26 protein-coding genes are annotated in these 24157 nt (G+C 61.3%); 9 read left to right on the top strand and 17 right to left on the bottom strand.

Annotated features, from left to right (window positions below; translation table 11 throughout):
* Window positions 1-11 precede the first annotated feature (11 nt).
* From QTL95_RS27905 to QTL95_RS27870, 8 genes are all read right to left on the bottom strand, one after another.
* Window positions 12-845 carry a phosphatidate cytidylyltransferase gene (locus QTL95_RS27905; protein ID WP_289723068.1) on the bottom strand — a complete coding sequence of 278 codons (834 nt, stop codon included), beginning with the start codon at window positions 843-845 and terminating at the stop codon, window positions 12-14.
* Window positions 845-1591 (bottom strand): isoprenyl transferase, encoded by a 747-nt coding sequence (locus QTL95_RS27900; protein ID WP_289723067.1) that lies wholly within the window; start codon window positions 1589-1591, stop codon window positions 845-847. The genes QTL95_RS27905 and QTL95_RS27900 overlap by 1 nt, the downstream gene beginning before the upstream one ends.
* Before the next feature lie 44 nt (window positions 1592-1635).
* On the bottom strand, window positions 1636-2196 hold the full coding sequence (frr, locus tag QTL95_RS27895; RefSeq protein ID WP_289723066.1) for a ribosome recycling factor: 561 nt from the start codon (window positions 2194-2196) through the stop codon (window positions 1636-1638).
* Window positions 2197-2248: 52 nt separating this feature from the next.
* Window positions 2249-2971 carry a UMP kinase gene (gene pyrH / locus QTL95_RS27890; RefSeq protein WP_037177986.1) on the bottom strand — a complete coding sequence of 241 codons (723 nt, stop codon included), beginning with the start codon at window positions 2969-2971 and terminating at the stop codon, window positions 2249-2251.
* Window positions 2972-3064: 93 nt separating this feature from the next.
* Window positions 3065-3991 (bottom strand): translation elongation factor Ts, encoded by a 927-nt coding sequence (gene tsf, locus QTL95_RS27885; RefSeq protein ID WP_037177983.1) that lies wholly within the window; start codon window positions 3989-3991, stop codon window positions 3065-3067.
* 243 nt (window positions 3992-4234) lie between these two features.
* On the bottom strand, window positions 4235-5002 hold the full coding sequence (rpsB, locus tag QTL95_RS27880) for a 30S ribosomal protein S2 (protein WP_037177980.1): 768 nt from the start codon (window positions 5000-5002) through the stop codon (window positions 4235-4237).
* 223 nt (window positions 5003-5225) lie between these two features.
* Entirely contained in the window at window positions 5226-5936 is a 711-nt protein-coding gene (locus QTL95_RS27875) for a pentapeptide repeat-containing protein (RefSeq protein WP_289723065.1), read from the bottom strand.
* 113 nt (window positions 5937-6049) lie between these two features.
* Window positions 6050-6880: a cell envelope integrity EipB family protein gene (locus QTL95_RS27870; protein ID WP_289723064.1), complete on the bottom strand. Its 831-nt coding sequence runs from the start codon at window positions 6878-6880 to the stop codon at window positions 6050-6052.
* Window positions 6881-7016: 136 nt separating this feature from the next.
* Here QTL95_RS27870 and QTL95_RS27865 point away from each other — a divergent pair, with 136 nt between their 5' ends.
* The 4 genes from QTL95_RS27865 to QTL95_RS27850 all read left to right on the top strand — a co-directional run bounded on the left by QTL95_RS27865 (window position 7017) and on the right by QTL95_RS27850 (window position 9952).
* On the top strand, window positions 7017-7484 hold the full coding sequence (locus QTL95_RS27865) for a RidA family protein (protein WP_289723063.1): 468 nt from the start codon (window positions 7017-7019) through the stop codon (window positions 7482-7484).
* Window positions 7484-8203, top strand: a complete 720-nt coding sequence (locus tag QTL95_RS27860; RefSeq protein ID WP_289723062.1) for a glycerophosphodiester phosphodiesterase — start codon at window positions 7484-7486, stop codon at window positions 8201-8203. The genes QTL95_RS27865 and QTL95_RS27860 overlap by 1 nt, the downstream gene beginning before the upstream one ends.
* Before the next feature lie 78 nt (window positions 8204-8281).
* Entirely contained in the window at window positions 8282-9472 is a 1191-nt protein-coding gene (locus QTL95_RS27855) for a GNAT family N-acetyltransferase (RefSeq protein ID WP_289723061.1), read from the top strand.
* A gap of 54 nt (window positions 9473-9526) precedes the next feature.
* Complete coding sequence (locus QTL95_RS27850; RefSeq protein ID WP_289723060.1) at window positions 9527-9952, top strand: HIT family protein; 426 nt, start codon at window positions 9527-9529, stop codon at window positions 9950-9952.
* Here QTL95_RS27850 and QTL95_RS27845 read toward each other — a convergent pair whose 3' ends face one another.
* The 8 genes from QTL95_RS27845 to QTL95_RS27810 all read right to left on the bottom strand — a co-directional run bounded on the left by QTL95_RS27845 (window position 9953) and on the right by QTL95_RS27810 (window position 17478).
* Window positions 9953-10879 carry a phosphatase PAP2 family protein gene (locus tag QTL95_RS27845; protein ID WP_289723059.1) on the bottom strand — a complete coding sequence of 309 codons (927 nt, stop codon included), beginning with the start codon at window positions 10877-10879 and terminating at the stop codon, window positions 9953-9955.
* Window positions 10880-10994: 115 nt separating this feature from the next.
* The gene (clpA, locus tag QTL95_RS27840) at window positions 10995-13496 is read right to left on the bottom strand and encodes an ATP-dependent Clp protease ATP-binding subunit ClpA (protein WP_289723058.1); all 2502 of its coding nucleotides are present in this window, start codon (window positions 13494-13496) and stop codon (window positions 10995-10997) included.
* Between the two features lie 10 nt (window positions 13497-13506).
* Window positions 13507-13860 (bottom strand): ATP-dependent Clp protease adapter ClpS, encoded by a 354-nt coding sequence (clpS, locus tag QTL95_RS27835; RefSeq protein WP_037178986.1) that lies wholly within the window; start codon window positions 13858-13860, stop codon window positions 13507-13509.
* 259 nt (window positions 13861-14119) lie between these two features.
* Window positions 14120-14488, bottom strand: a complete 369-nt coding sequence (locus QTL95_RS27830) for a phasin family protein (RefSeq protein WP_289723057.1) — start codon at window positions 14486-14488, stop codon at window positions 14120-14122.
* A 220-nt stretch (window positions 14489-14708) separates the two neighbouring features.
* A complete protein-coding gene (locus QTL95_RS27825) occupies window positions 14709-15140 on the bottom strand; it encodes a DUF3597 domain-containing protein (RefSeq protein ID WP_289723056.1) in 432 nt (143 codons plus the stop codon).
* Between the two features lie 252 nt (window positions 15141-15392).
* Window positions 15393-15596 (bottom strand): DUF3126 family protein, encoded by a 204-nt coding sequence (locus QTL95_RS27820; RefSeq protein ID WP_037177956.1) that lies wholly within the window; start codon window positions 15594-15596, stop codon window positions 15393-15395.
* Between the two features lie 137 nt (window positions 15597-15733).
* Window positions 15734-16567, bottom strand: coding sequence for a serine O-acetyltransferase (gene cysE, locus QTL95_RS27815; protein WP_289723055.1), 834 nt, complete (start codon window positions 16565-16567; stop codon window positions 15734-15736).
* 125 nt (window positions 16568-16692) lie between these two features.
* A complete protein-coding gene (locus QTL95_RS27810) occupies window positions 16693-17478 on the bottom strand; it encodes an alpha/beta fold hydrolase (RefSeq protein ID WP_289723054.1) in 786 nt (261 codons plus the stop codon).
* A 169-nt stretch (window positions 17479-17647) separates the two neighbouring features.
* Between QTL95_RS27810 and QTL95_RS27805 the strand changes: the two genes are divergently transcribed.
* Window positions 17648-17893: a zinc-finger domain-containing protein gene (locus tag QTL95_RS27805; RefSeq protein ID WP_037177950.1), complete on the top strand. Its 246-nt coding sequence runs from the start codon at window positions 17648-17650 to the stop codon at window positions 17891-17893.
* Window positions 17894-17920: 27 nt separating this feature from the next.
* Window positions 17921-19072, top strand: a complete 1152-nt coding sequence (locus QTL95_RS27800; protein WP_289723053.1) for an FAD-dependent monooxygenase — start codon at window positions 17921-17923, stop codon at window positions 19070-19072.
* A 30-nt stretch (window positions 19073-19102) separates the two neighbouring features.
* Here QTL95_RS27800 and QTL95_RS27795 read toward each other — a convergent pair whose 3' ends face one another.
* The gene (locus QTL95_RS27795) at window positions 19103-20293 is read right to left on the bottom strand and encodes a cystathionine beta-lyase (protein WP_289723052.1); all 1191 of its coding nucleotides are present in this window, start codon (window positions 20291-20293) and stop codon (window positions 19103-19105) included.
* A gap of 370 nt (window positions 20294-20663) precedes the next feature.
* On the opposite strand from QTL95_RS27795, the gene QTL95_RS27790 reads away from it, so the two are divergent.
* The 3 genes from QTL95_RS27790 (at window position 20664) to QTL95_RS27780 (ending at window position 24157) form a co-directional block, all read left to right on the top strand.
* Complete coding sequence (locus tag QTL95_RS27790) at window positions 20664-21689, top strand: amino acid ABC transporter substrate-binding protein (protein ID WP_289723051.1); 1026 nt, start codon at window positions 20664-20666, stop codon at window positions 21687-21689.
* A 109-nt stretch (window positions 21690-21798) separates the two neighbouring features.
* Entirely contained in the window at window positions 21799-23001 is a 1203-nt protein-coding gene (locus QTL95_RS27785) for an amino acid ABC transporter permease (RefSeq protein ID WP_289723050.1), read from the top strand.
* 1 nt (window position 23002) lies between these two features.
* Window positions 23003-24157 carry an amino acid ABC transporter permease gene (locus tag QTL95_RS27780; protein WP_289723049.1) on the top strand — a complete coding sequence of 385 codons (1155 nt, stop codon included), beginning with the start codon at window positions 23003-23005 and terminating at the stop codon, window positions 24155-24157.

Raw genomic sequence — 24157 nt, 5'->3', positions numbered from 1 at the left:
CATTGCAGACATCAAACGCCGAACAGGGCTGCACCGAGCGACATCAATTCACCGCCCTTTATCAGCGAAAAAACTCCAGCTAGCAAGAACGCCGCAAAGCAGGCGAAAATGAGCCCGTCGACACGGTCCATGACGCCGCCGTGGCCGGGGATGAGATGGCTGGAATCCTTGACGCCGAAGCGACGCTTGATGAAGGATTCGAAGAGATCTCCGGACTGGCTGCATGCCGACAGGACGAGCGCGACCAAGGCCGCCCACAGTACCCCACCGGGAACCAGGAAATAGGCCACGAGCGAGCCGGCGATGACGGCCGAGACCGCGCCACCAATGGCACCGGACCAGGTCTTGCCGGGCGATATGCGCGGCGCGAGCTTCGGGCCGCCGATGGCGCGACCGACGAAGTAGGCAAGAATGTCGGTCGCCCAGACGACAGCGAAGAGAAACAGCATGGCGACCAGGCCGGCGCTGTCGGCGCCGCGAAGGCCCGCCAGCGCAATGCCCGTCAGACCGGCATAGATGACACCCGTGGGGAACCAGCGGGATGTGCCGTCCATCAGCACGAAGCCGATTGCCACCGCGAAACACACGATCAGCACCACGAGCGCCGTCCCGGCACTTGCCGCGATAACGGCCGCGGCTATGGCCGCCTGCCCGATCCAGCCGACAATGTTGGCCAGCGGGTTCTCGGCCTGCAGCCGCGTGATGGTCGACCATTCGTAATAGATGAGAATCCCGATCAGGGCCGCGAGCAGCCTGAAGGCCAGGCCGCCATACCATGTCGCGGCCAGCACGACAGCGGCCAAAATGATCCCGGAAATGATGCGGAGCCTGAGTTCCGTCTGCATCAGGTGCCTACCGCCGCGGCGGTCTTTTCGACCAGACCACCGAACCGGCGGTTGCGGGACGCATAGGTTTCAAGCGCGGCGTAAAAAAGCTCGCGCGTAAAATCGGGCCAGTATTCCGGCATGAAAATGAATTCCGAATAGGCGGCCTGCCACAGCAGGAAGTTGGAAAGGCGCTCCTCGCCGCTGGTGCGGATGATGAGATCCGGGTCCGGGATGCCGGCCGTGTCCAGCCGCGCATTGATCAGCGCCGGCGTGATGTCCTGCGACCGCAGACGCCCCGCCTCCACATCCTGCGCAAGCGTGATCATGGCGCGCGCCATCTCGTCGCGCGAGCCGTAGTTGAAGGCGATGACGAGCGTCAGCGCGGTGTTGTTGCGCGTCGTCTGCTCGGCATCGATCAGGAGATCAAGGATATCGCTCTGCAGGTTGTTGCGCTCGCCGATCACCCTCACCCGCACGTTCTGCCGATGCAGATCGGCGAGGTCGCGGCGGATGAAGGCCTTGAGTAGTCCCAAGAGGTCGGAAACCTCGGTCTCCGGGCGGCGCCAGTTCTCCGAGGAGAAGGCGAAGAGCGTCAGATATTTGATGCCGACATCGCCGGCCGCCCGCACGGTTTCCCGTACGGCGTCGACGCCCTTGCGATGTCCCATCGTGCGCGGCAATCCGCGCTGCTTAGCCCATCGGCCGTTGCCATCCATGATGATCGCAACATGTTCTGGCACTGTCAAAAATGTTCGTTCCGACATTTCCCGTCCGGTTCTTCCAGCCATAGGCTCAGCCGCAGGTCCTACTAGACCTGCATGATTTCCTTTTCCTTCTCGCCAAGCAAGCGATCGATCTCAGAAATCGTCTCGTCCGTCATCTTCTGCACACGATCGGACTGTGCCCGGCTTTCGTCCTGGCCTATGACACCGTCCTTTTCGGCTTTCTTAAGGCCGTCCATGCCATCGCGGCGCACATGGCGAATCGCGACCTTGCTCTTTTCGGCGTAATCATGGGCAACCTTGACGAGCGACTTGCGGCGCTCCTCGTTGAGTTCCGGCAGCGGAATGCGGAGGTTCTGGCCGTCCACGATCGGGTTTAGACCGAGGTTGGCTTCGCGAATGGCGCGGTCGACTGCACCGACCATGGTCTTGTCCCAAACGGAGATGCCGAGCATGCGCGGCTCGGGAACGGTCACGTTGGCGACCTGGTTCAGCGGCACGCGCGAACCATAGGCCTCGACCGTGACCGGGTCGAGAATGTTGGCCGAGGCGCGGCCTGTGCGCAGCGATGCGATGTCGCTCTTGAACGCATTGATCGCGCCATCCATGCGGCGCTTGATGTCGTTGATGTCTATGCCTTGGCTCATATCAGTGCTCCCGTCTTGGTAGAAGCTGCGGCAAATATTTGCCGCTACTCTGTCAGTTGTCGGTGACCACGGTCTTCAGACCGCCGCCCCTTAGAATTTCAGCAAAACCACCCTTCTCGTGGATCGAGAAGACGATGATCGGAATGGCATTTTCACGCGCCAGGGCAACGGCGGCGACGTCCATGACGGCAAGCCCCTTGTCGAGGACTTCCTTGTGCGTCAAGTGATCGAAGCGCGTGGCGTCGGGCACCTTCTTCGGATCCGCCGAATAGATACCATCGACCTGCGTTCCCTTGAAGATGGCTTCGGCGCCCATTTCGGCGGCACGCAGTGCGGCGGCCGAGTCGGTGGTGAAGAAGGGATTGCCGGTGCCGCCGGCGAAGATCACGACGCGGCCGAGCGACAGGTGATAGAGCGTCGCGCGCTGCGAGAAGCTCTCGCAAATCTCCGGCATGGCAATCGCCGAGAGCACCACCGTATCGATGTTGAGCTTTCGCAGCGAGGTCGCCAGCGCCAGCGCATTGATGACGGTCGCGAGCATGCCCATGTGGTCGCCCGTGACCCGGTCACCGCCTTTGGAAGCGACGGCCACGCCGCGGAAGATGTTGCCGCCACCGACGACGACGCCGACTTCCACACCCATCTGCCGCGCTTCGGCGATATCAGCCGCAATGCGGTCGGCCACCGCTACATCGATTCCAAATCCCTGGCTGCCCATGAGGGCTTCGCCGGAAGCCTTGAGTAGAACACGTTTGTAGACAGGCTCTGACGACATCTTGGCTCCTCGTTTATCACCGCTGAGTGCCGGATACACGAAGGGCACCGCGTTGTCACGCGATGCCCTTCGGTTTTCACATATATAGGACGATCAGCCCTTGGCGACAGCAGCCACTTCAGCGGCGAAGTCGCTCTCTTCCTTCTCGACGCCTTCGCCGAGGAGGAGGCGTGCCATGCCGACGACTTCGATCTTGGCGCCGGCTTCCTTCGCAGCGGCTTCAACAGCAGCACCAACAGTCAGGTCGGGGTTGATGACGAAAGCCTGCGAGAGAAGAGCGACTTCCTCGAAGAACTTGCGCATGCGGCCATCAACCATCTTTTCGATGATGGCTTCCGGCTTGCCGGATTCGCGGGCCTGCTCGATGAAGACATTGCGTTCGCGTTCTGCAACGGCAGCGTCGACTTCTTCGGCGCGGATCGCGAGCGGGTTGGTCGCAGCGATGTGCATGGCAACCTGGCGGCCGATCGACGTCAGTACGGCCTTGTCGCCTTCCGACTTCAGGGCAACCAGAACGCCGAGCTTGCCGATGCCGTCGCCGGCAGCGTTGTGGATGTAGGTCGCGACAACGCCGTGCTCGACTTCGAGCTTGGCAGCGCGGCGCAGCGTCATGTTTTCGCCGATGGTGGCGATCGCGTCCTTGATGGTGTCGGCGACAGGCTTGCCGGATGCCGGGTAAGTCGCAGCCGAGATGGCTTCAACCGAACCGTCGGTCGTCAGCGCAACGTTGGCGATGCCGCGAACCAGATCCTGGAAGGCGTCGTTACGGGCAACGAAGTCGGTCTCCGAGTTCAGCTCGACGACAACAGCCTTGTGGCCGGCGCCGGCGATGGCAACCAGGCCTTCAGCGGCAGCGCGGCCAGCCTTCTTGTCGGCCTTCGAGATGCCCTTGGCGCGGAGCCAGTCGATCGATGCTTCGATGTCGCCGTTGTTTTCCAGCAGCGCCTTCTTGCAGTCCATCATGCCTGCGCCGGACTTCTCGCGCAGTTCCTTCACCAGTGCAGCCGTAATCTCGGTCATAAGCTTCCTCTTGTCGGTTCAAACGGTGGCCCGCCAGAGCGGTGCGGCACCGGATTGAGGCACGAAATGTACCTGTATGTATGACAGCGTGATGAATGACGCGTCATAACGAAACTCAAATGGCGAGAGACTTTTCCCCTCGCCTGAAATGGTCAAGGCCGCCCAACTTCATAAAAGTCGCGAGCGGCCTTTTCCCAATCTATGGAAAGCATGGCGGACCATTCGATCCGCCTGCTTCTTTTATCAGGCTTCGGCTTCGCCTTCGAGCGCCGGCTCAGCCGGAGCTTCGATCGATGCACCGAGGTCACGGCCCGACGAGCTCTGCTGGCGAGCGATACCGTCGATGGCAGCGCGCGAGATCAGGTCGCAGTACAGGGCGATGGCGCGCGAAGCGTCGTCGTTACCGGGGATCGGATAGTCGATCAGGTCCGGGTCGCAGTTCGAGTCGATGATTGCGACAACCGGGATGCCGAGGCGCTTGGCTTCGTCGATCGCGATCTTTTCCTTGTTGGTGTCGATGATGAACATCAGGTCCGGCGTGCCGCCCATGTCCTTGATACCACCGAGAGCCTTGTCGAGCTTTTCGCGCTCGCGCTCGAGGTTCAGGCGCTCTTTCTTGTTGTAGCCGGACTGTTCCGAAGACAGGATCTCGTCGAGCTTGCGCAGGCGCTGGATCGAGTTGGAGATCGTCTTCCAGTTGGTCATCATGCCGCCGAGCCAACGCGAGTTGACGTAGTACTGAGCGGAACGCTTGGCCGAGTCAGCGATGAGCTCGGAAGCCTGGCGCTTGGTGCCGACGAACAGAACGCGGCCGCCACGGGCTACGGTATCGGAGACAACCTGCAGAGCGCGCGACAGAAGCGGAACCGTCTGTGCGAGGTCGATGATGTGGATGTTGTTACGATCGCCGAAAATGTACGGCTTCATCTTCGGGTTCCAGCGGTGAGTCTGGTGGCCGAAGTGGACGCCTGCTTCGAGGAGCTGGCGCATAGAGAAATCGGGCAATGCCATGCCTTGTTATCCTTTTCCGGTTGAACCTCCGCAAGGCTAACAGCACCCTCTTCGAGGATGCCACCGGGCGGAACGATCCGGATTTCTCCCGGACAATCCCATGCCTTACGTGTGGAATGCGGGTGCCCTTACCCCCGCCGCGCGGGAAAATCAAGGCTTGGCGCTGAAAAATTGCCTAACCGGGCCGAAAGACCCTTTCAGCGTCCTGCCAGGGCGCGAAACCTCAATCGGAATCACAGGGCCAGCTTTTCGGCGTCGACAGGCCGGCCGGCAACTTGGTGTTCGAGTCGCCGCAAGTGAGGTCGACCTGTGCCTGTTCGAGGCCGGTCGCGGCCGACAGGTCGAGACCATTGATCCGCGTAAGGAACATGAAGGCGCCATCAAAGGCCAGCGGCCCTTCGAACTGGGCGGTGGTGAAATCCGCGCGCGAGAGGTTGGCGAGGGAGAACTTGGCGCCGGTCAGCACTGCTTCCTTGAAATTGGCGCGCCCGAGCTCGGCTTTCTCGAAATTGGCGCCCGAGAGCTTGGCAGCATGGAAGTTCGCGCGCTGCAGTTCGGCGCCGATGAAGGATGCACCATCCGCGACCACTCCGTCGAAGCCGGAGCGATAGGCCTCTATCTTGGCGAAGTTCGCCTTGGCGGCCTGCGCGTTCGTGAACCAGGCGCGGACCAGCGTCGCCTTCTCGAAGTTCGCGCCGTTGAGATTGGTGCCGCTGAGATTGGTGAGCGTCAGATCCGCGTCCGCCAGATTGGCACCCTGGAAGTCGTTACCCTCCAGCATCAAATTCTTCTTGTTGCACTGGCTCCAGTCGATACCCGCTGTCGGCATGCTGCCGCAATCAGCGGCCGATGCCGGCGACGCCGACCAGACGAGGATCAAGCCGGCCGCAACTCCCAACAGACGCCGTATCGATGCATCAAGACCTGCAGACACTATCCATTCTCCCATCATGCCATGGCCGCTGAATTGCCAGCCCTTCTTAACCCAGCCTTCTTAACATGGAGAACGCCTGCCCGGATATCAACGGCATTGCCGCGTGGTCTCACCTACTTGCAGGCTGCGGCCTTTGCGTCCAGCAGTTCAAGCTTCGCCAGCTTGCCGGAAAGAACGAAATCGCCGTAATCCATGGTCAGGTCGCGTGTGATGCCGTTCTCGTAGAGCTTGAACGACATGCGATAAACAGGAACGGCGTCCGTCTTGGTGTTTTCGTTGAAATAGGAAATCGTCACCGGCCAGAACGCAGCCTTGGAAAAGGCGCCAGCATTCCCGGCATCGGCTTCGTCAGCGGACGGGGTGACCTGCTTGCCGACAACTGTTGTCGTCACCAGCGTCTTGTCGCCATCGTCCGAGCCGTCGAAGACGCGCGCTTCAAAGAGGCGCTTGCCTGCCTTGGCGTTCTGGATGACGTCCAGCATATGTTCGGTCGGGAAGCGGCTGGCCTCGAGCTGCAACTGCTTGCTCGCGGGTTGCTTGAGGTCGACCTTGACGCCTGCCGTCTGATCCTCGGCGGCGCCGTTGACTTCCTTGTCCAGTTGGTCGTCCGTGAACGACTTGGTGTCGAAGGTGAACTTGCGATCCTTGATGTTCTCGAAGGTTTTTGTCTGCTGGTCGCTGACACGAACGGCGTCGCCGGTATCGATCTGCGTGACGAAGCGGAAATTGGTGGTGAATCCGGTGCAGTAGTTGCCATCGAACTCGTAGACCATGCGGCCCGACATGCCGGAGATTCCTGAGCGTTCGGAGGCATCCTTCAGCTCGAGATCGTAGATGGCGCGGTGCGCGATCAATCCCGACGCCGGGCTGTTCGCCGGCGCCGCCGCAAAGGCGCTTGCCGAAACGCTCGCCATCATAAGTGCGGCAAGACTCGATCGGACCATAGACAATCTCCTGTTGGACTCGCCCGCGATGTTATAAGGACTCTTTCGGCCAAATAGAGGCTGGAAAAAGTCACAAAATAGATTCTAGCCTTGATGCATAGTTTTAAAGCCAATGACAACAAAAGCGGAGAGGAAAATGTCCGATCAAATCACTGCTCGCCTCAAAGACATGGGGATATCCCTGCCTGACGCCGCGGCACCCGCCGCCAACTACGTCTCCTATGTCATCAGCGGCAACCAGCTCTTCATTTCCGGCCAGCTGCCGATCGAAAACGGCAAGGTCGCCGTAACCGGCCATCTCGGCAAGAACGTCGACGTCGCGACCGGCCAGCGCGCCGCCGAACTCTGCGCGATTGGCATCCTGTCGCAGGCCAAGGCCGCACTTGGCGGCGATCTCGGCCGCATCAAGCGCGTCATCAAGCTGAGCGGCTTCGTGGCCTCCGTACCCGAATTCGTCGAGCAGCACCTCGTCATCAACGGTGCCTCGAACCTGATCGCCAATGTGCTCGGCGAGGCCGGCAAGCACGCCCGCGCCGCCGTCGGCATGGCGGCACTTCCGCTCAACGCCGCCGTCGAAATCGATGCCATCATGGAAATCGCCTAATGACCTCCGCTTCCTGGCTCAAGGACCAGCCCGTCGCTCACCGCGGCTATCACGACCTCAACCAGAAGGTCTGGGAGAACACGCTTTCGGCCTTCAGCCGCGCCATCGAGGCCGGCTTCGCCATCGAGTGCGACCTGCACTACGCCTCCGACGGCGTGCCTGTCGTCTTCCATGACGAGGATCTGGAACGCCTCTGCAATCTCAAGGGCGATGTGCGCGAGCGGACCTCGCAGGAGCTCGGCCTGATCGCGGTCGGCGGCACATCCGACAAGATCCCGACGCTGAAGAAGATGCTCGATCTGGTGAAGGGTCAGGTTCCGCTCGTCATCGAGCTCAAGGGTCGGGAAGCCGACGATACCGGCTTTGCCGAATCCGTGCTCGAGGTGCTCGAGGGATACGAGGGCAAGGTGGCGCTGATGAGCTTCGATCACTGGCTGCTGCGCGACCTGAAGGAGCTCAACGCGCCCTACCCGCTCGGCCTGACGGCGGGCGGCGTTCAAGCGGAAGAGTTCGCGGTGCACGAGAAGGCGATGGCGCTCGGCCTCGATTTCATCTCCTACTATTATGCCGACCTGCCGAACCCCTTCATCAGCGCCGAGCGCGAGAAGGGAACCGTGATCATCACCTGGACGGTGCGCGACGAGGCGGCTCGCAGAAAGACCTTCGAGAACGCCGACCAGATGACCTTCGAAGGTTTCGACCCGCGCGTTTCGGTTTGAGGCTCGCTTTTTGGACAAGATCATGCGCAGACTGGTGACGAGCCCTCTTCTCCTCCCAAACGGTCTCGCATTCGTTCCATGACTGATGAGCTTTCAATCCGCATCGAGCGGTCCTTCGCCGACATTTCCCCCGAGAGCTGGTCAAAGCTCTCAGGGGCTTCGAAAGAGGCAGGCACACTTGCCTATAATCCCTTCGTGTCGCACGCCTTCCTGTCCTCTCTGGAGGAATCGGGTTCGGCGACGGCTGAAACCGGCTGGCTCGGGCATCACATGCTGCTCGAAACGGAGAGCGGCGAACTCGTCGGCGCCCTGCCCGGTTACCTGAAGAACCACAGCCAGGGCGAATATGTCTTCGACCACGGCTGGGCCGACGCCTTCGAGCGGGCCGGCGGGCGTTACTATCCCAAGCTGCAGTGCTCCATCCCATTCACGCCGGCGACCGGACCGCGGCTGCTGGTCGCGGAGGGGTTCGCGCGCCGGCCGGTCCAGGACGCGATGGCGGAAAGCCTCAAGGAGGTCGTGCGCCGGCTCGGCGTATCCTCGGCCCACATCACTTTTCTTCCTGAGGATGAGGTCGGCATCTTCGAGACCGACGGCTACCTGCACCGCACCGACCAGCAGTTCCATTTCATCAACGACGGCTACGCCAATCACGACGAATTCCTGGAAACGCTCGCTTCGCGCAAGCGCAAGGCGCTGCGCAAGGAGCGGCGCGCGGCGCTAGAGAATGGAATCAGCATCGACTGGCTGACGGGAAGCGACTTGACGGAAGAGATCTGGGAGCAGTTCTTCGCCTTCTACATGGATACCGGCGGACGCAAGTGGGGACGACCCTATCTGACGCGCCAGTTCTATTCGCTGATCGGCGAGCGCATGCCTGAGGACATCCTCTTGATCATGGCCAAGCGGGACGGCAGGTACATCGCCGGCGCCATCAACTTCATCGGCGGCGACACGCTCTACGGCCGCCACTGGGGCTGCATCGAGGATCATCCCTTCCTGCATTTCGAGGTCTGCTACCATCAGGCAATAGATTTCGCGCTGGCGAAGGGGCTGAAGCGGGTCGAGGCCGGCGCGCAGGGCGAGCACAAACTGGCGCGTGGTTACCTGCCGGTGACAACGCATTCCGCCCATTATGTCGCGCATGCCGGCCTGCGCCGGGCGATCGCCGACTACCTCGAGCGCGAGCGCGACGACGTCGAGCACATGAACGAGATTCTCACCGAGCACAGTCCCTTCCGCAAAGGCGAGCGGCTGCAGGAGGATTGACCTTCGCCTGCCCGCCGCGTTACGCGATCAGCGCAAAGAACGAGGAGATTTACCATGACAAGCGGCGCCTACGACGACAACAACATCTTCGCGAAGATCCTGCGCGGCAAAATCCCCTCGCACCGCGTCTTCGAAAACGAGCATGTCGTGGCCTTCATGGATGTCATGCCGCAGGCGCCGGGCCATGTCCTGGTCGTGCCCAAAGCTGCCTCGCGCAACCTGCTCGACGCCGATCCGGCAGTGCTGGCGCAGACCATTGCTGTGGTCCAGAAGATCGCCAACGCGGTGAAAGAAGCCTTCGACGCCGATGGTGTCTTCGTCTGCCAGTTCAACGAACCCGCCGCCGGCCAGACCGTATTCCACCTGCACTTCCATGTCATTCCGCGCCACGAGGGCACGGCTCTGAAGCCGCATTCGGGCAAGATGGAAGATAACGCGGTGCTTGCCGCGAACGCCGAGAAGATCAAGGCAGAGCTCTGATCAGGCGAGTTTGGCTTTTCGCCCTGCTTCGCGCCTGTCAACGTCCTTTAGAAGACGCGCCGACAGTCCATAGGCCGCCGCGAACGTTACCGCTCCGCCGATGAGATCAATCAGATGATGTCCGCCATGGATCAAGATGGCGGGCATCATGGCAGCGTTCAGGAGGCACGCGGGCACGGACAGAAATCGCACACGCGCCAGAAAGCACACGGACATGCAAGCCATGACCATGTGGAACGATGGAAACGCGATCAGCCCAAGAACATTCTTGGGGGTCAGGTAGACGGCACCTTCGCGAAGCGCTCGCGAAAGCTCCGCACCATAATGATTGTCGACGGCCAGCGGCATCCCATCGACTACATTCTGCGGAATCTGGTAGAATGCCGACGGTCCGATAGACGGCGCGAAGAACCAGGCGATCATCGCCAGCAAGGCTCCCATCACGCCTGTCAGCAGAAAATGGTGAAGCGTCCGGGTTTTGTCGGTGAAGCCAAGAACGACGATCACCACCAGCAACTGCAGCAGTGAGCTCATATAGACGATCCGGAGCGCAGTGCCCACCACGGGACGGCCGGCAGCCCACGAGACGATATCCGGCCAGGTGTAGCCAAGCATCCCGTCCAGCCGGATGAGTGTCCGGTCGATCGGCGTGAAATAGATGGGCAGCAGCAGATAGTTGAAAATGGACCCGGCAATGGTGAACAGCACGAAGAGCCCTGCCGCCGTCGCCGTCACGGCGATGCGCTCATTGGGCCGGAAGCGGCGGTAGAATTGGCCGAGCAGGATCAGAAAGACGCCGCAGGCCGATAACGCCGCGTAGCCGGGAACATCCAGACCGACGTCCTTCCACCACAGCAGGAGCGCGTCGAGCGAGATCAGCGTCGCCAGAATGGTGAGGATGAAACGTTCGGCCGGCAGAAATGCCATGAGCAGGCTCCTTGCTGGAGCCCGATATAACCCCGAGGCGTTTAAGATTCGGCTAAACGGCACCGTCGCCGGTTAGCGGATACGAAAAGGGCGGCCCGAGAGCCGCCCTTTCGATCTACTTCTTCGGCACGCGCGGCACCGCGGAGCCTTTCTTCGGTGAGGCCTTGGCCTCCGGCTCGGCCGACGCAGCCTTCGTCTTCTTGGCCGTCGCCTTCTTGGCCTTGGCCTTCGTCTTCAGCTCGCCATCGTCCTCGTCATCCGCCTCGGGGTGGATGACTTCGGCTTCCGGCTTCGGCTTGATCGGCGCGGTGTCGGATACGGCTTCCAGGATGATGCCCGGCTTGCCGTCTTCCTTCGGGCCGACGGTGACATTGACGACGCCGCCCTTCTTCAGCTTGCCGAAGAGGATTTCGTTGGCAAGCGGCTTCTTGATGACGTCCTGGATGACACGCGCCAGCGGACGGGCGCCCATCTTCTCGTCGTAACCCTTGTCGGCCAGCCAGGCGATCGCATCCTCGTGCAGGTCGAAGGTGACGTTCCGTTCGGAAAGCTGGGCTTCGAGCTGCATGATGAACTTCTGCACGACCTTGTGAATGACCACGGTCGGCAGCGGCGCGAACGGGATGACCGCGTCGAGACGGTTGCGGAATTCCGGCGTAAAGATGCGGTTCAGCGCTTCCTCGTCCTCGCCCGTCCGCTTGGACGAACCGAAGCCGAAGGCGGCCTTTGCCATTTCCGACGCGCCCGCATTTGTCGTCATGATCAGGATGACGTTGCGGAAGTCGATCTTCTTGCCGTTGTGGTCGGTCAGCGTGCCGTGGTCCATCACCTGCAACAGGATGTTGTAGATGTCGGGATGGGCCTTTTCGATCTCGTCGAGCAGGACCACGCAATGCGGATGCTGATCGACGCCGTCGGTCAGGAGGCCGCCCTGGTCGAAGCCGACATAGCCGGGAGGTGCACCAAGCAGACGCGAGACCGTGTGCCGCTCCATGTACTCGGACATGTCGAAGCGCAGCAGCTCGACACCCAGCGACGACGCAAGCTGCTTGGCGACCTCGGTCTTGCCGACGCCGGTCGGGCCGGAGAAGACATAGGAGCCGATCGGCTTGTTCGGCTCACGCAGGCCGGCGCGCGCCAGCTTGATCGAGGTCGACAGCGCTTCGATCGCGAGATCCTGGCCGTAGACCACCGAGCGCAGTTCCTGCTCGAGGTTGGCGAGCACCGCTTCGTCGTCCTTGGAGACGGTCTTAGGCGGGATGCGCGCCATCGTTGCGATGGTCGCCTCGATTTCCTTCTCGGTGATCAGCTTGCGGCGCTTGGACGGCGGCAGCAGCATCTGCGCTGCACCGGTCTCGTCGATCACGTCGATCGCCTTGTCCGGCAGCTTGCGGTCGGAGATGTAGCGCGCCGAAAGTTCGACCGCCGTCTTGATGGCGTCGTTCGAGTAGCGCAGGTGGTGATATTCTTCGAAATAGGGCTTCAGGCCCTTCATGATGGCGATGGCGTCATCGATGGAGGGTTCGGCCACGTCGATCTTCTGGAAGCGACGCACCAGGGCGCGGTCCTTCTCGAAGAACTGGCGATATTCCTTGTAGGTGGTCGAGCCGATGCAACGGATTGCACCCGACGACAGAGCCGGCTTCAACAGGTTCGACGCATCCATCGCGCCGCCGGACGTTGCGCCAGCGCCTATGACGGTGTGGATTTCGTCGATGAACAGCACGGCATCCGGGAACTCCTCGAGTTCCTTGACCACTTGCTTCAAACGCTCTTCGAAATCGCCGCGATAGCGGGTACCGGCGAGCAGCGTGCCCATGTCGAGCGAAAAGATCGTGGCATTCGCCAGCGCTTCCGGAACCTTGCCCTCGACGATGCGCTTTGCAAGACCTTCGGCGATCGCCGTCTTGCCGACGCCGGGGTCGCCGACATAGAGCGGGTTGTTCTTCGAACGGCGGCACAGGATCTGGATCGTGCGGTTGACTTCCGAATGGCGGCCGATCAGCGGGTCGATCTTGCCGGTCTTGGCCTTCTCGTTGAGGTTGACGCAATAGGCCTTCAGCGCATCCTGCTGCTTCTTGGCGCCGCCTTCTTCCTCGCCGCCGCGCGCCGCATTCGGCTTGTTCTCGGCTTCATTGTCCTCGGCGCCGCGCGGGGTGCGGGCTTCCGATGAGCCGGCACGCTTACCAATGCCGTGGGAGATGTAATTGACCGCGTCATAGCGAGTCATTTCCTGCTCCTGCAGGAAATAGGCGGCATGGCTTTCGCGCTCGGCGAAGATGGCGACGAGCACATTGGCTCCCGTCACTTCCTCGCGGCCTGATGATTGCACATGGATCACCGCACGCTGGATGACGCGCTGGAAGCCGGAAGTCGGCTTCGAGTCCTCATCGTATCCGGTAATCAGGTTGGAGAGTTCATTATCGACGTATTCGACGAGCGTTTTCTTCAGCGCATCGAGATCGACATTGCAGGCACCCATGACCGCGGCCGCATCGGCATCGTCGATCAGGGCGAGCAACAGATGCTCGAGCGTCGCGTATTCGTGGTGCCGCTCGTTGGCAAAGGTCAGTGCCTGATGGAGCGCCTTCTCTAAGCTAGGCGAAAATGTTGGCACGTTCAGATCCTCACTTCTTTTCCATGACGCATTGCAGCGGATGCTGGTGCTGCCGGGCAAAGTCCATCACCTGGCTTACCTTGGTCTCCGCCACCTCGTATGTAAATATTCCGCATTCACCGACGCCATGATTATGGACATGAAGCATGATGCGGGTGGCACCTTCCCGATCCTTCTGAAAAAAGCGCTCCAGAATATGGATGACGAATTCCATGGGAGTGTAGTCGTCATTCAGGATAAGCACGCGGTACAGGTTGGGCTTCTTGGTCTTCGGTTTCGTACGTGTAATGACCGAGGTTCCGCGATTTCCGTTGTCCCCGTTCCTTTCGCCATCGTTTTGCATCCGGATCGGTTTTACGATCATTTCCATTCATTCCTCGATCTGTCCGGCGGTGCCTGGGAGAATGCTTTACCCACCGAACAACTGACTACTAACTTAGTTCATAATAGCGCGATTTTAAGCCCCTCGCTTCACACTGCAATCACAATTCGAACGGACTTGATGCAAAGACACAAAAACAAGTGCCGGAAACGAAGGCTTTTCGCCGCAAACGAAAAAGACCGGCCCGCAGGTGCGTAGCCGGTCTTCGATTTTCAAGGGGTGCGGTGGCGCCGCAAGGCGATCACGCCGCCGCAGGCGTTACCGTCGCGGGCGTCTTGGCAGCCTTGACGGCAGCAGCCACAGGCGCCTGGTAGGGCTTGTAGGCGTTCTTGGCGATGTCGGAATACATCTCGCCGAGCTTGGTCGCCTCGGCCACGAAACCCTCGTAGGCGGACTTCGCGTAATTCGTCTGCAGTTCAAAGACCGTTTCGAAGCTGCGTGCGCCCGACAGGGTCTCGAAATGCGTCACCGCATCCTGGAAAGCGCTTTTCGAATATTCCGCCGTCTCGGTGGCGATCGCCTGAAAGGCTCTGGCCGTATCGGAATAGCTCTTCAGCATCGTATCGATGGCTTCCTTGCTCTTGCGATTGGCGTCGTCGAAATTGAACATGACCATCCTCCATTTGGCTTCTGTCGCCGAAATGTTAGCTGCAGCGCACAAATAGTCAAGCGATCTTGTGCGTCGCAAAACAATTGATGGTTGATTTAGACGTCATGAAAATGGCCTTGCCGCGATCAGGCAAGGCCTCCACTTGTTTTTGCTAAAATATATCAGCACACCGCGACTACCGGCTTCGGCAAAAATCTTTCCGCGGCGTCGAATGATGTCTCTAATCCAGCAAATCGGCCGGCACCTTGCCGCCATTTTCCGACAGCCGCTTCATCAGCGCCTTGTGCAGGAACATGTTCATGGCAGCGCTGTCGTGAGTGTCGCCGGTGTAGCCGAGTTCAGCGGCGAGTTCCTTGCGCTCGGTCAGGCTCGCATCCATTCCGACGGCCTTCATCAGGTCGACGATGGAGCGGCGCCAATCCAGCTTCTGGCCACTCTTCTTCACCGCGGCATCGAGCAGCGGCACGATATCGATCGCGGTTGCAGGTGCGGATGTTGCCGGGGCGGAACCAGCGGGAGCCGGCGCCGGTGACGGAGCGGCGGAGGGCGAGATCGGCGCCTGCGCGGGCTCGATCTTGGGCGCCGCAGGTGCGGCCTGCGCGGCCTGAGCTTCACCGAAGATCGCGTGCTTTATCTTGTCGAAAATACCCATTCCCGGCATCCCTTCCCTGAACCTGAGCACATGCTCAACAACAGACATGGAGCACGCGGCCGGCGGGTCCAGAGAAAAATCGCGATTTGGGATATTCGTTCTGCGATTGCCGCCCGCAGCCGGTATCGCCGATGCGACTACCGGGGCCGGTCGCCGGACCGCGACTGACGCGCGATCCGCAAGGCAGGCCGCACATCCTGCGCCCCGTGGTCTGATCGGCGCGGCGAAAATACGTTCGCCGCCAGCCCGTTCTTAGAGGTCGACGTCGAGGATCGCCATCGAGAAGTTATAGGAACGGTCGCCGTCCTCGTCGTCGATGTAAACGACACCCAGAAACTCGTCGTCGAGGTAGACTTCAGCGGAATCGTTCTTGCGCGGACGTGCCTTTACGACCACCTGCGGGTTGAACGTGCGCTTGAAATAGGCGTCGAGTTTCTTGATTTCTTCTGGCTTCACACTGCATCTCCTGAGCGGTCTCGGTGGCCGCTTCTTGCACGGGAAAGACTGGACTGTAAAGTCGCGAGGGCGGATGCAATCCGCTATCCCCGCGTAATCCCGGGCTATTCGTCCGAACCTCTACAGCCCACTTTGTCTCAAATATCGGCGCCGATCACCTGGTCCATCAATCGCGACGGCTCGGAACAACCGGCCTCTCCGACCACCTTCGCCGGAACGCCTGCGACCGTCGTTTTCGGCGGCACCGCCTTCAGCACGACCGAGCCTGCGGCGATGCGCGAGCAGTGACCGATCTCGATATTGCCGAGGATTTTGGCGCCGGCGCCGATCAGCACGCCGGTTCCGATCTTCGGGTGGCGGTCCGCCCCTTCCTTGCCGGTGCCGCCCAAGGTGACGCCGTGGAGGATGGAGACGTTATCGCCGATGACGGCCGTTTCGCCCACCACCAGACCGGTGGCGTGATCGAGGAAGATGCCCTTGCCGATGCGGGCGGCCGGGTTGATGTCGGTCTGAAATATGCTCGACGAGCGGCTCTGGAGATAGAGCGCCAGATCGCGACGGCCGCGCTCAAGCAACCAATGGGCAAGGCGATGCGTCTGCAGGGCGTGGAAACCCTTGAAGTAGAGCACGGCTTCCATGAAGCGCAGGCAGGCCGGATCGCGGTCGTAGACCGCCTGGATATCGACGCGCAGAATCGAACCCCATTCCGGCCAGTCGGCCAGCATCTGGTCGAATGTCTGACGCAGCAGGATCGCCTGCATGTCGGGATGATCGAGGCGCTCGCAGATCCGGTAGATGACGCATTCTTCCAGCGAGCGGTGGTTGAGCACGGTCGAATAGAGAAACGCGGCGAGAACCGGATCGGCTTCCGCGGCCACGCGTGCTTCCTCGCGCAGGCTGTCCCAGATGGGATCCACCTGCTTGATCGAACCTGCCGTCTCGAGTGGACGAATGTCTGTCTTTGCGACCATGGAGGTCTCCTCAGTATCCCGTCGGATTTGCCTCGTTATAAGCTAAAAATCCGCTGACATAAATGGGTTATCCCGCAACGCTTCCGGGATGGTTATGCATATCGCGATGCGCGATGCGACCGATGTCACCCGCCAGCGACTTCGGCGTAGAATTCGAGAACCGCCGCCTTGAAAACCCGGTCGCCTACGGCCAACATGTGGTCTCTGCCGGGGATATCAAGGGCGGTCGCGTGCGGCATCAGGGCCGCCAGCTCCTGGGGGGAACCCGCGATATCGTCCTTGGTTCCGACGCCGATCAGCGTCGGCGCCTCGATGCGGCCCATATCGCCGCGGGCGACCAGATCGCGCGATCCGCGGATGCAGGCGGCAAGCGCCTCGCGGTCGCTCTTCGTCTGGTCGGCGAAGGCACGGAACATGCGGCCGCGCGCATGGGTCACGGTGTCGATCGAAGGAGCGAGCAGCGCATCGGCGATCGGATCCCAGTCGCCGACACCGTCGGTCATGCCGATGCCGAGCCCGCCAAGCACCAGCGAGCGGACGCGGTCGGGGCTTGCGAGCGCGGCAAAGACGGAGATGCGGGCGCCCATCGAATAGCCCATGATGTTGGCCTCTGGAATGCCGAGATGATCGAGCAGCGCGATGGCGTCGCCGGCCATGTGCCAGGGGCGGTAGGCTTCGGCGTCGCGCGGCTTGGCGCTGGCGCCGTGGCCGCGGTTGTCGATGGCGATCACCCGGTAGCCGGCATCACCAAGCGTCTTCAGCCAGCCGGGATGTACCCAGTTGACGTTCGCCGTCGAAGCGAAGCCGTGAATGAGAAGAACCGGCGCACCGGAAGGATCGCCCTCGTCGAAGAAAGCAAATTCCAGTCCGTCATGGGTGAAGCTGGAAAAGACGGGCGTATTCAAATTCATCGAGGCTGTCCTTTTTTGCCGGACCTTATTTTATCGGTTCCCATACGAAAACCCTTCTCGTCGTAAAACCTGCCCTAAAAAACCGCGCCGCCTTCGTCGGTTTGGCTCTACACATTTGCTACGAAGGATTATAAGGTCCGCGCACATTTCAAAGCATTCGGAGATCGACATGGCCGGCCACAACATTCCTCACTTCCAGAACGACGGCGGTCACCGCGTTATCGAAGTCGGCGTGAAGGAATTCATGTGCACCGGCGCCTCGGTTCCCTACGACCATCCGCACATCTTCATCGACATGGGCGATGACGACGAGAAGGTCTGCTCCTACTGCTCGACGCTCTACCGTTTCAACGGTTCGCTGAAGGCGACGCAGACCAATCCGGCCGGCTGCGTCTTCCACGTCAAGGCTGCCTGAAGCCTTTCCTTCTAGATCGGATACGCCATGCCGGCCGAACACGCCGCCATCATCGGCGCCGGGGTTGCGGGCCTTACGGCTGCTCTGGCGCTTTCCAGGCGCGGGATAAGCTCCGACATCTTCGAGCAGGCGCCCGAGCTGACCGAGGTCGGCGCGGGCCTGCAGATATCGCCGAACGCCGCGCATATTCTTGACGACCTGGGCGTGCTCGACCGGCTGACCGATGTCTGGCTGGAGCCGCAATCGATCCGGCTGATCTCGGGCACGTCGCTCCGCAAGATCGCATCTGTCCCCTCCGGCCCGTTCGCCCGGGCGCGCTGGGGTGCGCCCTATGGCGTGCTTCACCGCGCGACGCTGCAATCGGCGCTGCTTGCCGCCGTTGCCGACAACCCGCTCTGCAAACTTCATCTCGGCGCGCGCATCGACGCAGCCGCGCTGCCCGACACGCAACGTCCGGCAAACCTGACCGTCGGCGCCGACGGCGTCTGGTCGCGGTTGCGGCAGCGGATCGAGGGTAGCCCGACGGCGCGGTTTTCCGGCAATATCGCCTATCGCTTCACCGTGAGCACCGACAGCGCACCTGATTTCTTCGACCGCGAGAACGTCTCCGTCTTCCTCGGCCCGGCCGCACATCTCGTCTGCTACCCGCTGCGCGAGACCGGCAATTTCAACATGGTGGCGATCGTCGCCGGCAACAGCGGCGCGCATGCGTGGCTCAGCCAGCCGAGCGAGACGCAGCGCGAGCAACTGACCTCCCGCTTCAAGGGATGGAACCGAGCGCTGACAGCGCTCTTCGACAAGGCCGACGGCATGAATTTCTGGCCGCTCTACGAGGCTACACCGGGCAAATGGCAGAACGGCCGCGACACGGTGCTGATCGGCGATGCCGCCCACGCGATGATGCCGTTCGCGGCCCAGGGTGCGGCGATGGCTATCGAGGACGGCTATGAGCTTGCCGGCTTCGTGGCAACGCGCCCGGTTGCCGAGGCCCTGCCGCTGTTCGAGGCGCACCGGGTTCCGCGCATCAACCGGCTCAGGCAACGCGGCGCCTTCAACCAGTTCGCCTATCACGCGCGCGGGCCGATCCGCATCGGCCGCGATATCGTGCTGTCGCTCAGGCCACCGCAAAGCCTGGCTGCGGATCTCGACTGGGTCTATGGCTACCGCGCCGTCGGCTGACGACGCGACCGATCCCCTCGCCTTACGTCCTCAGACCGCCTTGGCAGCCGCAAAGCCGCGCTCGATATCGGCCTTGATATCGGCCACATCTTCGAGGCCGATCTGCAGGCGGATGACCGGCCCCTCCTTCGGCGCCTTGCGAATGCGGCGGTCTCCCAGATAGACGTGGACGGCGAGGCTTTCGAAACCGCCCCAGGACCAGCCGAGACCGAAGATGTTGAGCGCGTCGAGGAAGGCGTGCGCCTTGGGCTTGAACTTCTCCGGTTCATCGACGGCGAGCACGAAGGAGAAGATGCCGCTGGCGCCCTTGAAGTCGCGCTTCCAGAGATCGTGGCCCGGGAAGCTCGGCAGCGCCGGATGCAGCACGGAAGCGACGTCGTCGCGGCCCTCCAGCCACTTGGCAACCGTCAACGCGCTCTCATAGTGTCGCTCGAGGCGAACGCCCATGGTGCGCAGGCCGCGCAGGATCTGGTAGGCGTCGTCAGGCGCGCCGCAGATGCCGAGCGTGATATTGGCCTCGTGCAGCTGCTCCCAATGCTTGGCATTGGCCGAGACCGTGCCCATCAGGATGTCGGAATGGCCGGACGGATACTTGGTGGCGGCGTGGATCGAGATATCGACACCATAATCGAGCGGCCGGAAATAGACCGGCGTCGCCCAGGTGTTGTCCATCGTGACGACGGCGCCGTGCTTGTGGGCAATCGCCGCGATTGCGGGGATATCCTGCATCTCGAAGGTGTTGGAGCCTGGCGCCTCGGTGTGGACCAGCCTGGTGTTCGGCTTGATCAGCGTCTCCATGGCGGCACCGATGATCGGGTCGTAATAGTCTACTTCGACGCCGAGGCGCTTCAGCATCGTATCGCAAAAATGACGGGTCGGACCATAGACCGAATCGACGATCAGTGCGTGATCGCCCGACGAGAGAAAGGCCAGGAACGGCACCGTGACGGCGGCGAGACCCGACGGCACCAGGATCGTACCCGCCGATCCCTCCAGCGCGTCGATCGCCTCGCAGAGCGCATCCGTGGTGGGCGTGCCGCGTGTGCCGTAGGTGTATTTCTGCGCGCGCGTTTCCATCGCCTTCGCATTCGGGAACAGCACTGTCGAAGCGTGCACCACCGGCGGATTGACGAAGCCGTGGTAGTCGAACGGCTTGTTGCCGAGGTGGGAAAGACGCGTGTTTATACCGGCGTTGTGAAGCGGGCTGTCTTTTTCAGTCATATCGGGAGAAGCCTCTGGCGTGCGAATGCAATCGCCGAACTTTCTGAACCGGCCAGCTTTCCCGGTCAACCCCGGTGGGAGATCGGTCGCCGGACACCGTACCGACGAATTCTACAGATATATCAGTAACTTTGTGCGAATTTACACATCAAATGCCGCACATTTTCTGATCATTTGCCTGTTTTTCCCGCTCGATTTCACGAATTGCCGAAATATCACGCAATCTTACGCTGTGACACTTGACCATGGTGACATTTGCGACTGTGATAGAACAACTCGCGCCGGGAGGGTGCCGGGTCATATGGCGGGGTCGCTTGCTTCAGGCGACGCCCCCACAAGAAAATATAAGACAAAGGAAAAGGTTGGGAAAATGAAGATCAAGCTTCTGTCCGCCGCGATCGGCGCAGCAGTTTTCGGACTTGGCGCTTCGGCAGCATCCGCCACGACGCTCGAAGACGTCAAGGCAAAGGGGTTTATCCAGTGCGGCGTCAATACGGGCCTTCTGGGCTTTGCGCAGCCCGACGCGTCCGGCAATTGGGCCGGTTTCGACGTCGACTTCTGCAAGGCTGTGGCTTCGGCTGTTTTTGGCGACCCGACCAAGGTGAAGTACACGCCCACCAATGCCAAGGAGCGCTTCACGGCCCTTCAGTCCGGCGAAATCGACGTCCTGTCGCGTAACACGACCTGGACCATCAACCGCGATACCGCGCTCGGCTTCAACTTCCGCCCGGTCACCTATTATGACGGCCAGGGCTTCATGGTACGCAAGAGCCTGAACGTGAAGTCGGCCCTCGAGCTTTCCGGCGCCGCCATTTGCGTCCAGTCCGGCACGACCACCGAACTCAACCTCGCGGACTACTTCAAGGCCAACAACCTGCAGTACAATCCTGTCGTTTTCGACAAGCTCGAGGAAGTCAACGCCGCCTATGACGCCGGCCGTTGCGACGTCTACACGACCGACCAGTCGGGCCTCTATTCGCTTCGCCTGACGCTGAAGAACCCCGACGAGCACATGGTTCTCCCGGAGATCATCTCCAAGGAGCCGCTTGGCCCGGCCGTTCGCCAGGGTGACGACCAGTGGTTCGACATCGTCTCGTGGACCGCTTACGCGCTCGTGAACGCCGAGGAATTCGGCATCACCCAGGCCAATGTCGACGAGATGAAGAACTCGCCGAACCCCGACATCAAGCGCTTCCTCGGCACCGAAGCCGATACCAAGATCGGTACCGACCTCGGCCTCACCAACGAGTGGGCCTACAACATTATCAAGAACGTCGGCAATTACGGCGAAGTGTTCGAGCGCAACATCGGTCAGGGCAGCCCGCTCAAGATCGAACGCGGCCTGAACGCGCTGTGGAACAAGGGCGGCATCCAGTACGCTCCTCCGGTCCGCTAAGCACGACACGTAACGCGTTGGAAAGGCGGCGATCGCCGCCTTTCCCTCAGCAAAAGCAGCAGCAAATAAAAAAAAGCCCATCAAGGGCACATAGGGGAATTGGCTCGGCATGACGCAAGAGGCTGTGGGAACGACTCCTTTGCAAAGCTCCGGCGGGAGCTTCCGTTCACTGATGTACGACCCGAAATACCGGGGCATCTTTTTTCAGATATTGACCCTCGTCGTCCTGGTGGCGGGCGTCTGGTGGATCGCGCACAACACGGCGCAGAACCTCGCACGCAGCAACACGGCCTCCGGCTTCGGCTTCCTGCGCGGACGCGCCGGCTTCGAGATCGGCCAGTCGCTCATCGGCTATTCCAGCGATTCGACGTATCAGCGCGCGCTCATCGTCGGCATCCTTAACACGATCCTCGTTGCCGTCACCGGCATCATCACTGCGACGATCATCGGCTTCATCGTCGGCATCGGGCGTCTCTCGCACAACTGGCTGATCGCCAAGCTGTGCACCGTCTATGTCGAGGTGTTCCGCAATATCCCGCCGCTACTGGTCATCTTCTTCTGGTACCAGGGCGTTCTGGCCGTGCTGCCGCAGCCGCGCGAATCCCTGCACCTGCCCTTCAGCATGTTCCTGAACAATCGCGGCCTCGCCTTCCCGCGCCCGGTCTTCGAGAGCGGCATGCTGGCCGTACTGGCCGCCCTCGTGATCGCGATCATAGCCGTGGTCGTCATGGCGCGCTGGGCGCACAAGCGGCAGGCGGCGACCGGCAAACCGTTCCACACCATCTGGGTGTCGATCGGCCTGATCGTCGGGCTGCCGGTGCTTGCCTTCCTGGTGTCGGGCATGCCGATGTCCTTCGACGTGCCAGTTGCCGGCAAATTCAACCTCACCGGCGGCTCGGTCGTCGGACCGGAATTCATGTCGCTGTTCCTGGCCCTGTCCTTCTACACCGCATCGTTCATCGCCGAGATCGTTCGCGGCGGCATTCGCGGCGTGCCGAAAGGTCAGTCGGAAGCGGCCGGCGCGCTCGGGCTGCATCCGTCCAGCGTCACCCGCCTCGTCGTGGTGCCGCAGGCGATGCGCATCATCATCCCGCCTCTCGCCAGCCAATATCTCAACCTGACGAAGAACTCGTCCCTGGCGATCGCCATCGGATTCTCGGATCTCGTCGCCGTCGGCGGCACGATCCTCAACCAGACCGGCCAGGCCGTCGAGGTCGTGCTGATCTGGGCAATCGTCTACCTGACGCTCAGCATCCTGACGTCGCTGTTCATGAACTGGTTCAACGCCAAGATGGCCCTGGTGGAGAGATAAGATGTCAGGTTCCAACACCTCGTTCGTGAGAACCAGCATGCTCACCCCTGAACCGGCGCCCGCCGGAGAGCGGGGTGCCGGCGCCTGGATCCGCAAGAACCTGCTCGCAACGCCCAAGGATGTCGTGCTGACGATCGTCGCGCTCGCCCTCCTCGCCTGGGTGCTGCCGCACATGATCAACTGGCTGTTCATCCAGGCCGTATGGCAGGGCACGGATCGTACCTTCTGCGCGACGACGGTGCAGGGCGGCATCTGGCCGGACGGCTGGAGCGGTGCCTGCTGGGCCTTCGTGTCGGCGAAATACGACCAGTTCATCTTCGGGCGCTATCCGCTGATGGAACGCTGGCGCCCGACGCTGGTCGGCATCCTCTTCGTCGCCCTGCTGGTTCCGATGCTGATCCCCAAGGCGCCGCGCAAGGGTTTGAACGCGATCCTGCTCTTCCTCGTTCTTCCGGTCCTGTCGTTCTGGCTGCTCTATGGCGGCTTCGGCCTCGAAATCGTCGAGACGCCGCTCTGGGGCGGGCTGATGGTGACGCTCATCCTCTCCTTCGTCAGCATCGCGGTGTCGCTGCCGTTCGGCATCCTGCTGGCACTCGGGCGCCGGTCGAAGATGCCCGTCATCCGCATGGTCTGCGTCGGCTTCATCGAGATCATCCGCGGCATCCCGCTGATCACCGTCCTGTTCATGGCGAGCGTCATGCTGCCGCTGTTCCTGCCGACCGGCTGGACCATCGACAAGCTCGTGCGCGCGCTGGTGGGCATGTCAATCTTCACGTCGGCATACATGGCGGAAGTCATTCGCGGCGGCCTGCAGGCCATTCCGAAGGGCCAGTTCGAGGGCGCCGATTCGCTCGGTCTTGGCTACTGGCAGAAGACGCGGCTGATCATCATGCCGCAGGCGCTCAAGCTGGTCATTCCCAGCATCGTCAACACCTTCATCGGCACCTTCAAGGACACTTCGCTGGTGTCTATTATCGGCATGTTCGACCTTCTGAACATCGTGCGGCTGAATTTCTCCGATGCCAACTGGGCAAGCGCCGTGACGCCGCTGACCGGGCTGATCTTCGCCGGCTTCGTTTTCTGGCTTTTTTGCTTCGGCATGTCACGCTATTCAAACTTCATCGAACGCCATCTCGACACTGGCCACAAACGATAA

It is taken from the genome of Rhizobium sp. S152, assembly GCF_030380735.1.
Taxonomy (GTDB): domain Bacteria; phylum Pseudomonadota; class Alphaproteobacteria; order Rhizobiales; family Rhizobiaceae; genus Rhizobium.
Note: the sequence above shows the minus strand (reverse complement) of the source record. Positions and strands in the feature narration are given on the sequence as shown.

Coding starts and splice junctions, on each gene's coding strand:
- frr (WP_289723066.1), bottom strand. CDS start 2,196: ATGAGCCAAGGCATAGACATCAACGACATCAAGCGCCGCATGGATGGC.
- QTL95_RS27800 (WP_289723053.1), top strand. CDS start 17,921: ATGCCGGCCGAACACGCCGCCATCATCGGCGCCGGGGTTGCGGGCCTT.
- QTL95_RS27865 (WP_289723063.1), top strand. CDS start 7,017: ATGTCCGATCAAATCACTGCTCGCCTCAAAGACATGGGGATATCCCTG.
- QTL95_RS27825 (WP_289723056.1), bottom strand. CDS start 15,140: ATGGGTATTTTCGACAAGATAAAGCACGCGATCTTCGGTGAAGCTCAG.
- pyrH (WP_037177986.1), bottom strand. CDS start 2,971: ATGTCGTCAGAGCCTGTCTACAAACGTGTTCTACTCAAGGCTTCCGGC.
- QTL95_RS27850 (WP_289723060.1), top strand. CDS start 9,527: ATGACAAGCGGCGCCTACGACGACAACAACATCTTCGCGAAGATCCTG.
- QTL95_RS27790 (WP_289723051.1), top strand. CDS start 20,664: ATGAAGATCAAGCTTCTGTCCGCCGCGATCGGCGCAGCAGTTTTCGGA.
- QTL95_RS27805 (WP_037177950.1), top strand. CDS start 17,648: ATGGCCGGCCACAACATTCCTCACTTCCAGAACGACGGCGGTCACCGC.
- rpsB (WP_037177980.1), bottom strand. CDS start 5,002: ATGGCATTGCCCGATTTCTCTATGCGCCAGCTCCTCGAAGCAGGCGTC.
- QTL95_RS27780 (WP_289723049.1), top strand. CDS start 23,003: ATGTCAGGTTCCAACACCTCGTTCGTGAGAACCAGCATGCTCACCCCT.
- QTL95_RS27795 (WP_289723052.1), bottom strand. CDS start 20,293: ATGACTGAAAAAGACAGCCCGCTTCACAACGCCGGTATAAACACGCGT.
- QTL95_RS27830 (WP_289723057.1), bottom strand. CDS start 14,488: ATGTTCAATTTCGACGACGCCAATCGCAAGAGCAAGGAAGCCATCGAT.
- tsf (WP_037177983.1), bottom strand. CDS start 3,991: ATGACCGAGATTACGGCTGCACTGGTGAAGGAACTGCGCGAGAAGTCC.
- QTL95_RS27870 (WP_289723064.1), bottom strand. CDS start 6,880: ATGGTCCGATCGAGTCTTGCCGCACTTATGATGGCGAGCGTTTCGGCA.
- QTL95_RS27785 (WP_289723050.1), top strand. CDS start 21,799: ATGACGCAAGAGGCTGTGGGAACGACTCCTTTGCAAAGCTCCGGCGGG.
- QTL95_RS27810 (WP_289723054.1), bottom strand. CDS start 17,478: ATGAATTTGAATACGCCCGTCTTTTCCAGCTTCACCCATGACGGACTG.
- QTL95_RS27900 (WP_289723067.1), bottom strand. CDS start 1,591: ATGTCGGAACGAACATTTTTGACAGTGCCAGAACATGTTGCGATCATC.
- QTL95_RS27860 (WP_289723062.1), top strand. CDS start 7,484: ATGACCTCCGCTTCCTGGCTCAAGGACCAGCCCGTCGCTCACCGCGGC.
- QTL95_RS27845 (WP_289723059.1), bottom strand. CDS start 10,879: ATGGCATTTCTGCCGGCCGAACGTTTCATCCTCACCATTCTGGCGACG.
- QTL95_RS27855 (WP_289723061.1), top strand. CDS start 8,282: ATGACTGATGAGCTTTCAATCCGCATCGAGCGGTCCTTCGCCGACATT.
- clpS (WP_037178986.1), bottom strand. CDS start 13,860: ATGATCGTAAAACCGATCCGGATGCAAAACGATGGCGAAAGGAACGGG.
- cysE (WP_289723055.1), bottom strand. CDS start 16,567: ATGGTCGCAAAGACAGACATTCGTCCACTCGAGACGGCAGGTTCGATC.
- QTL95_RS27905 (WP_289723068.1), bottom strand. CDS start 845: ATGCAGACGGAACTCAGGCTCCGCATCATTTCCGGGATCATTTTGGCC.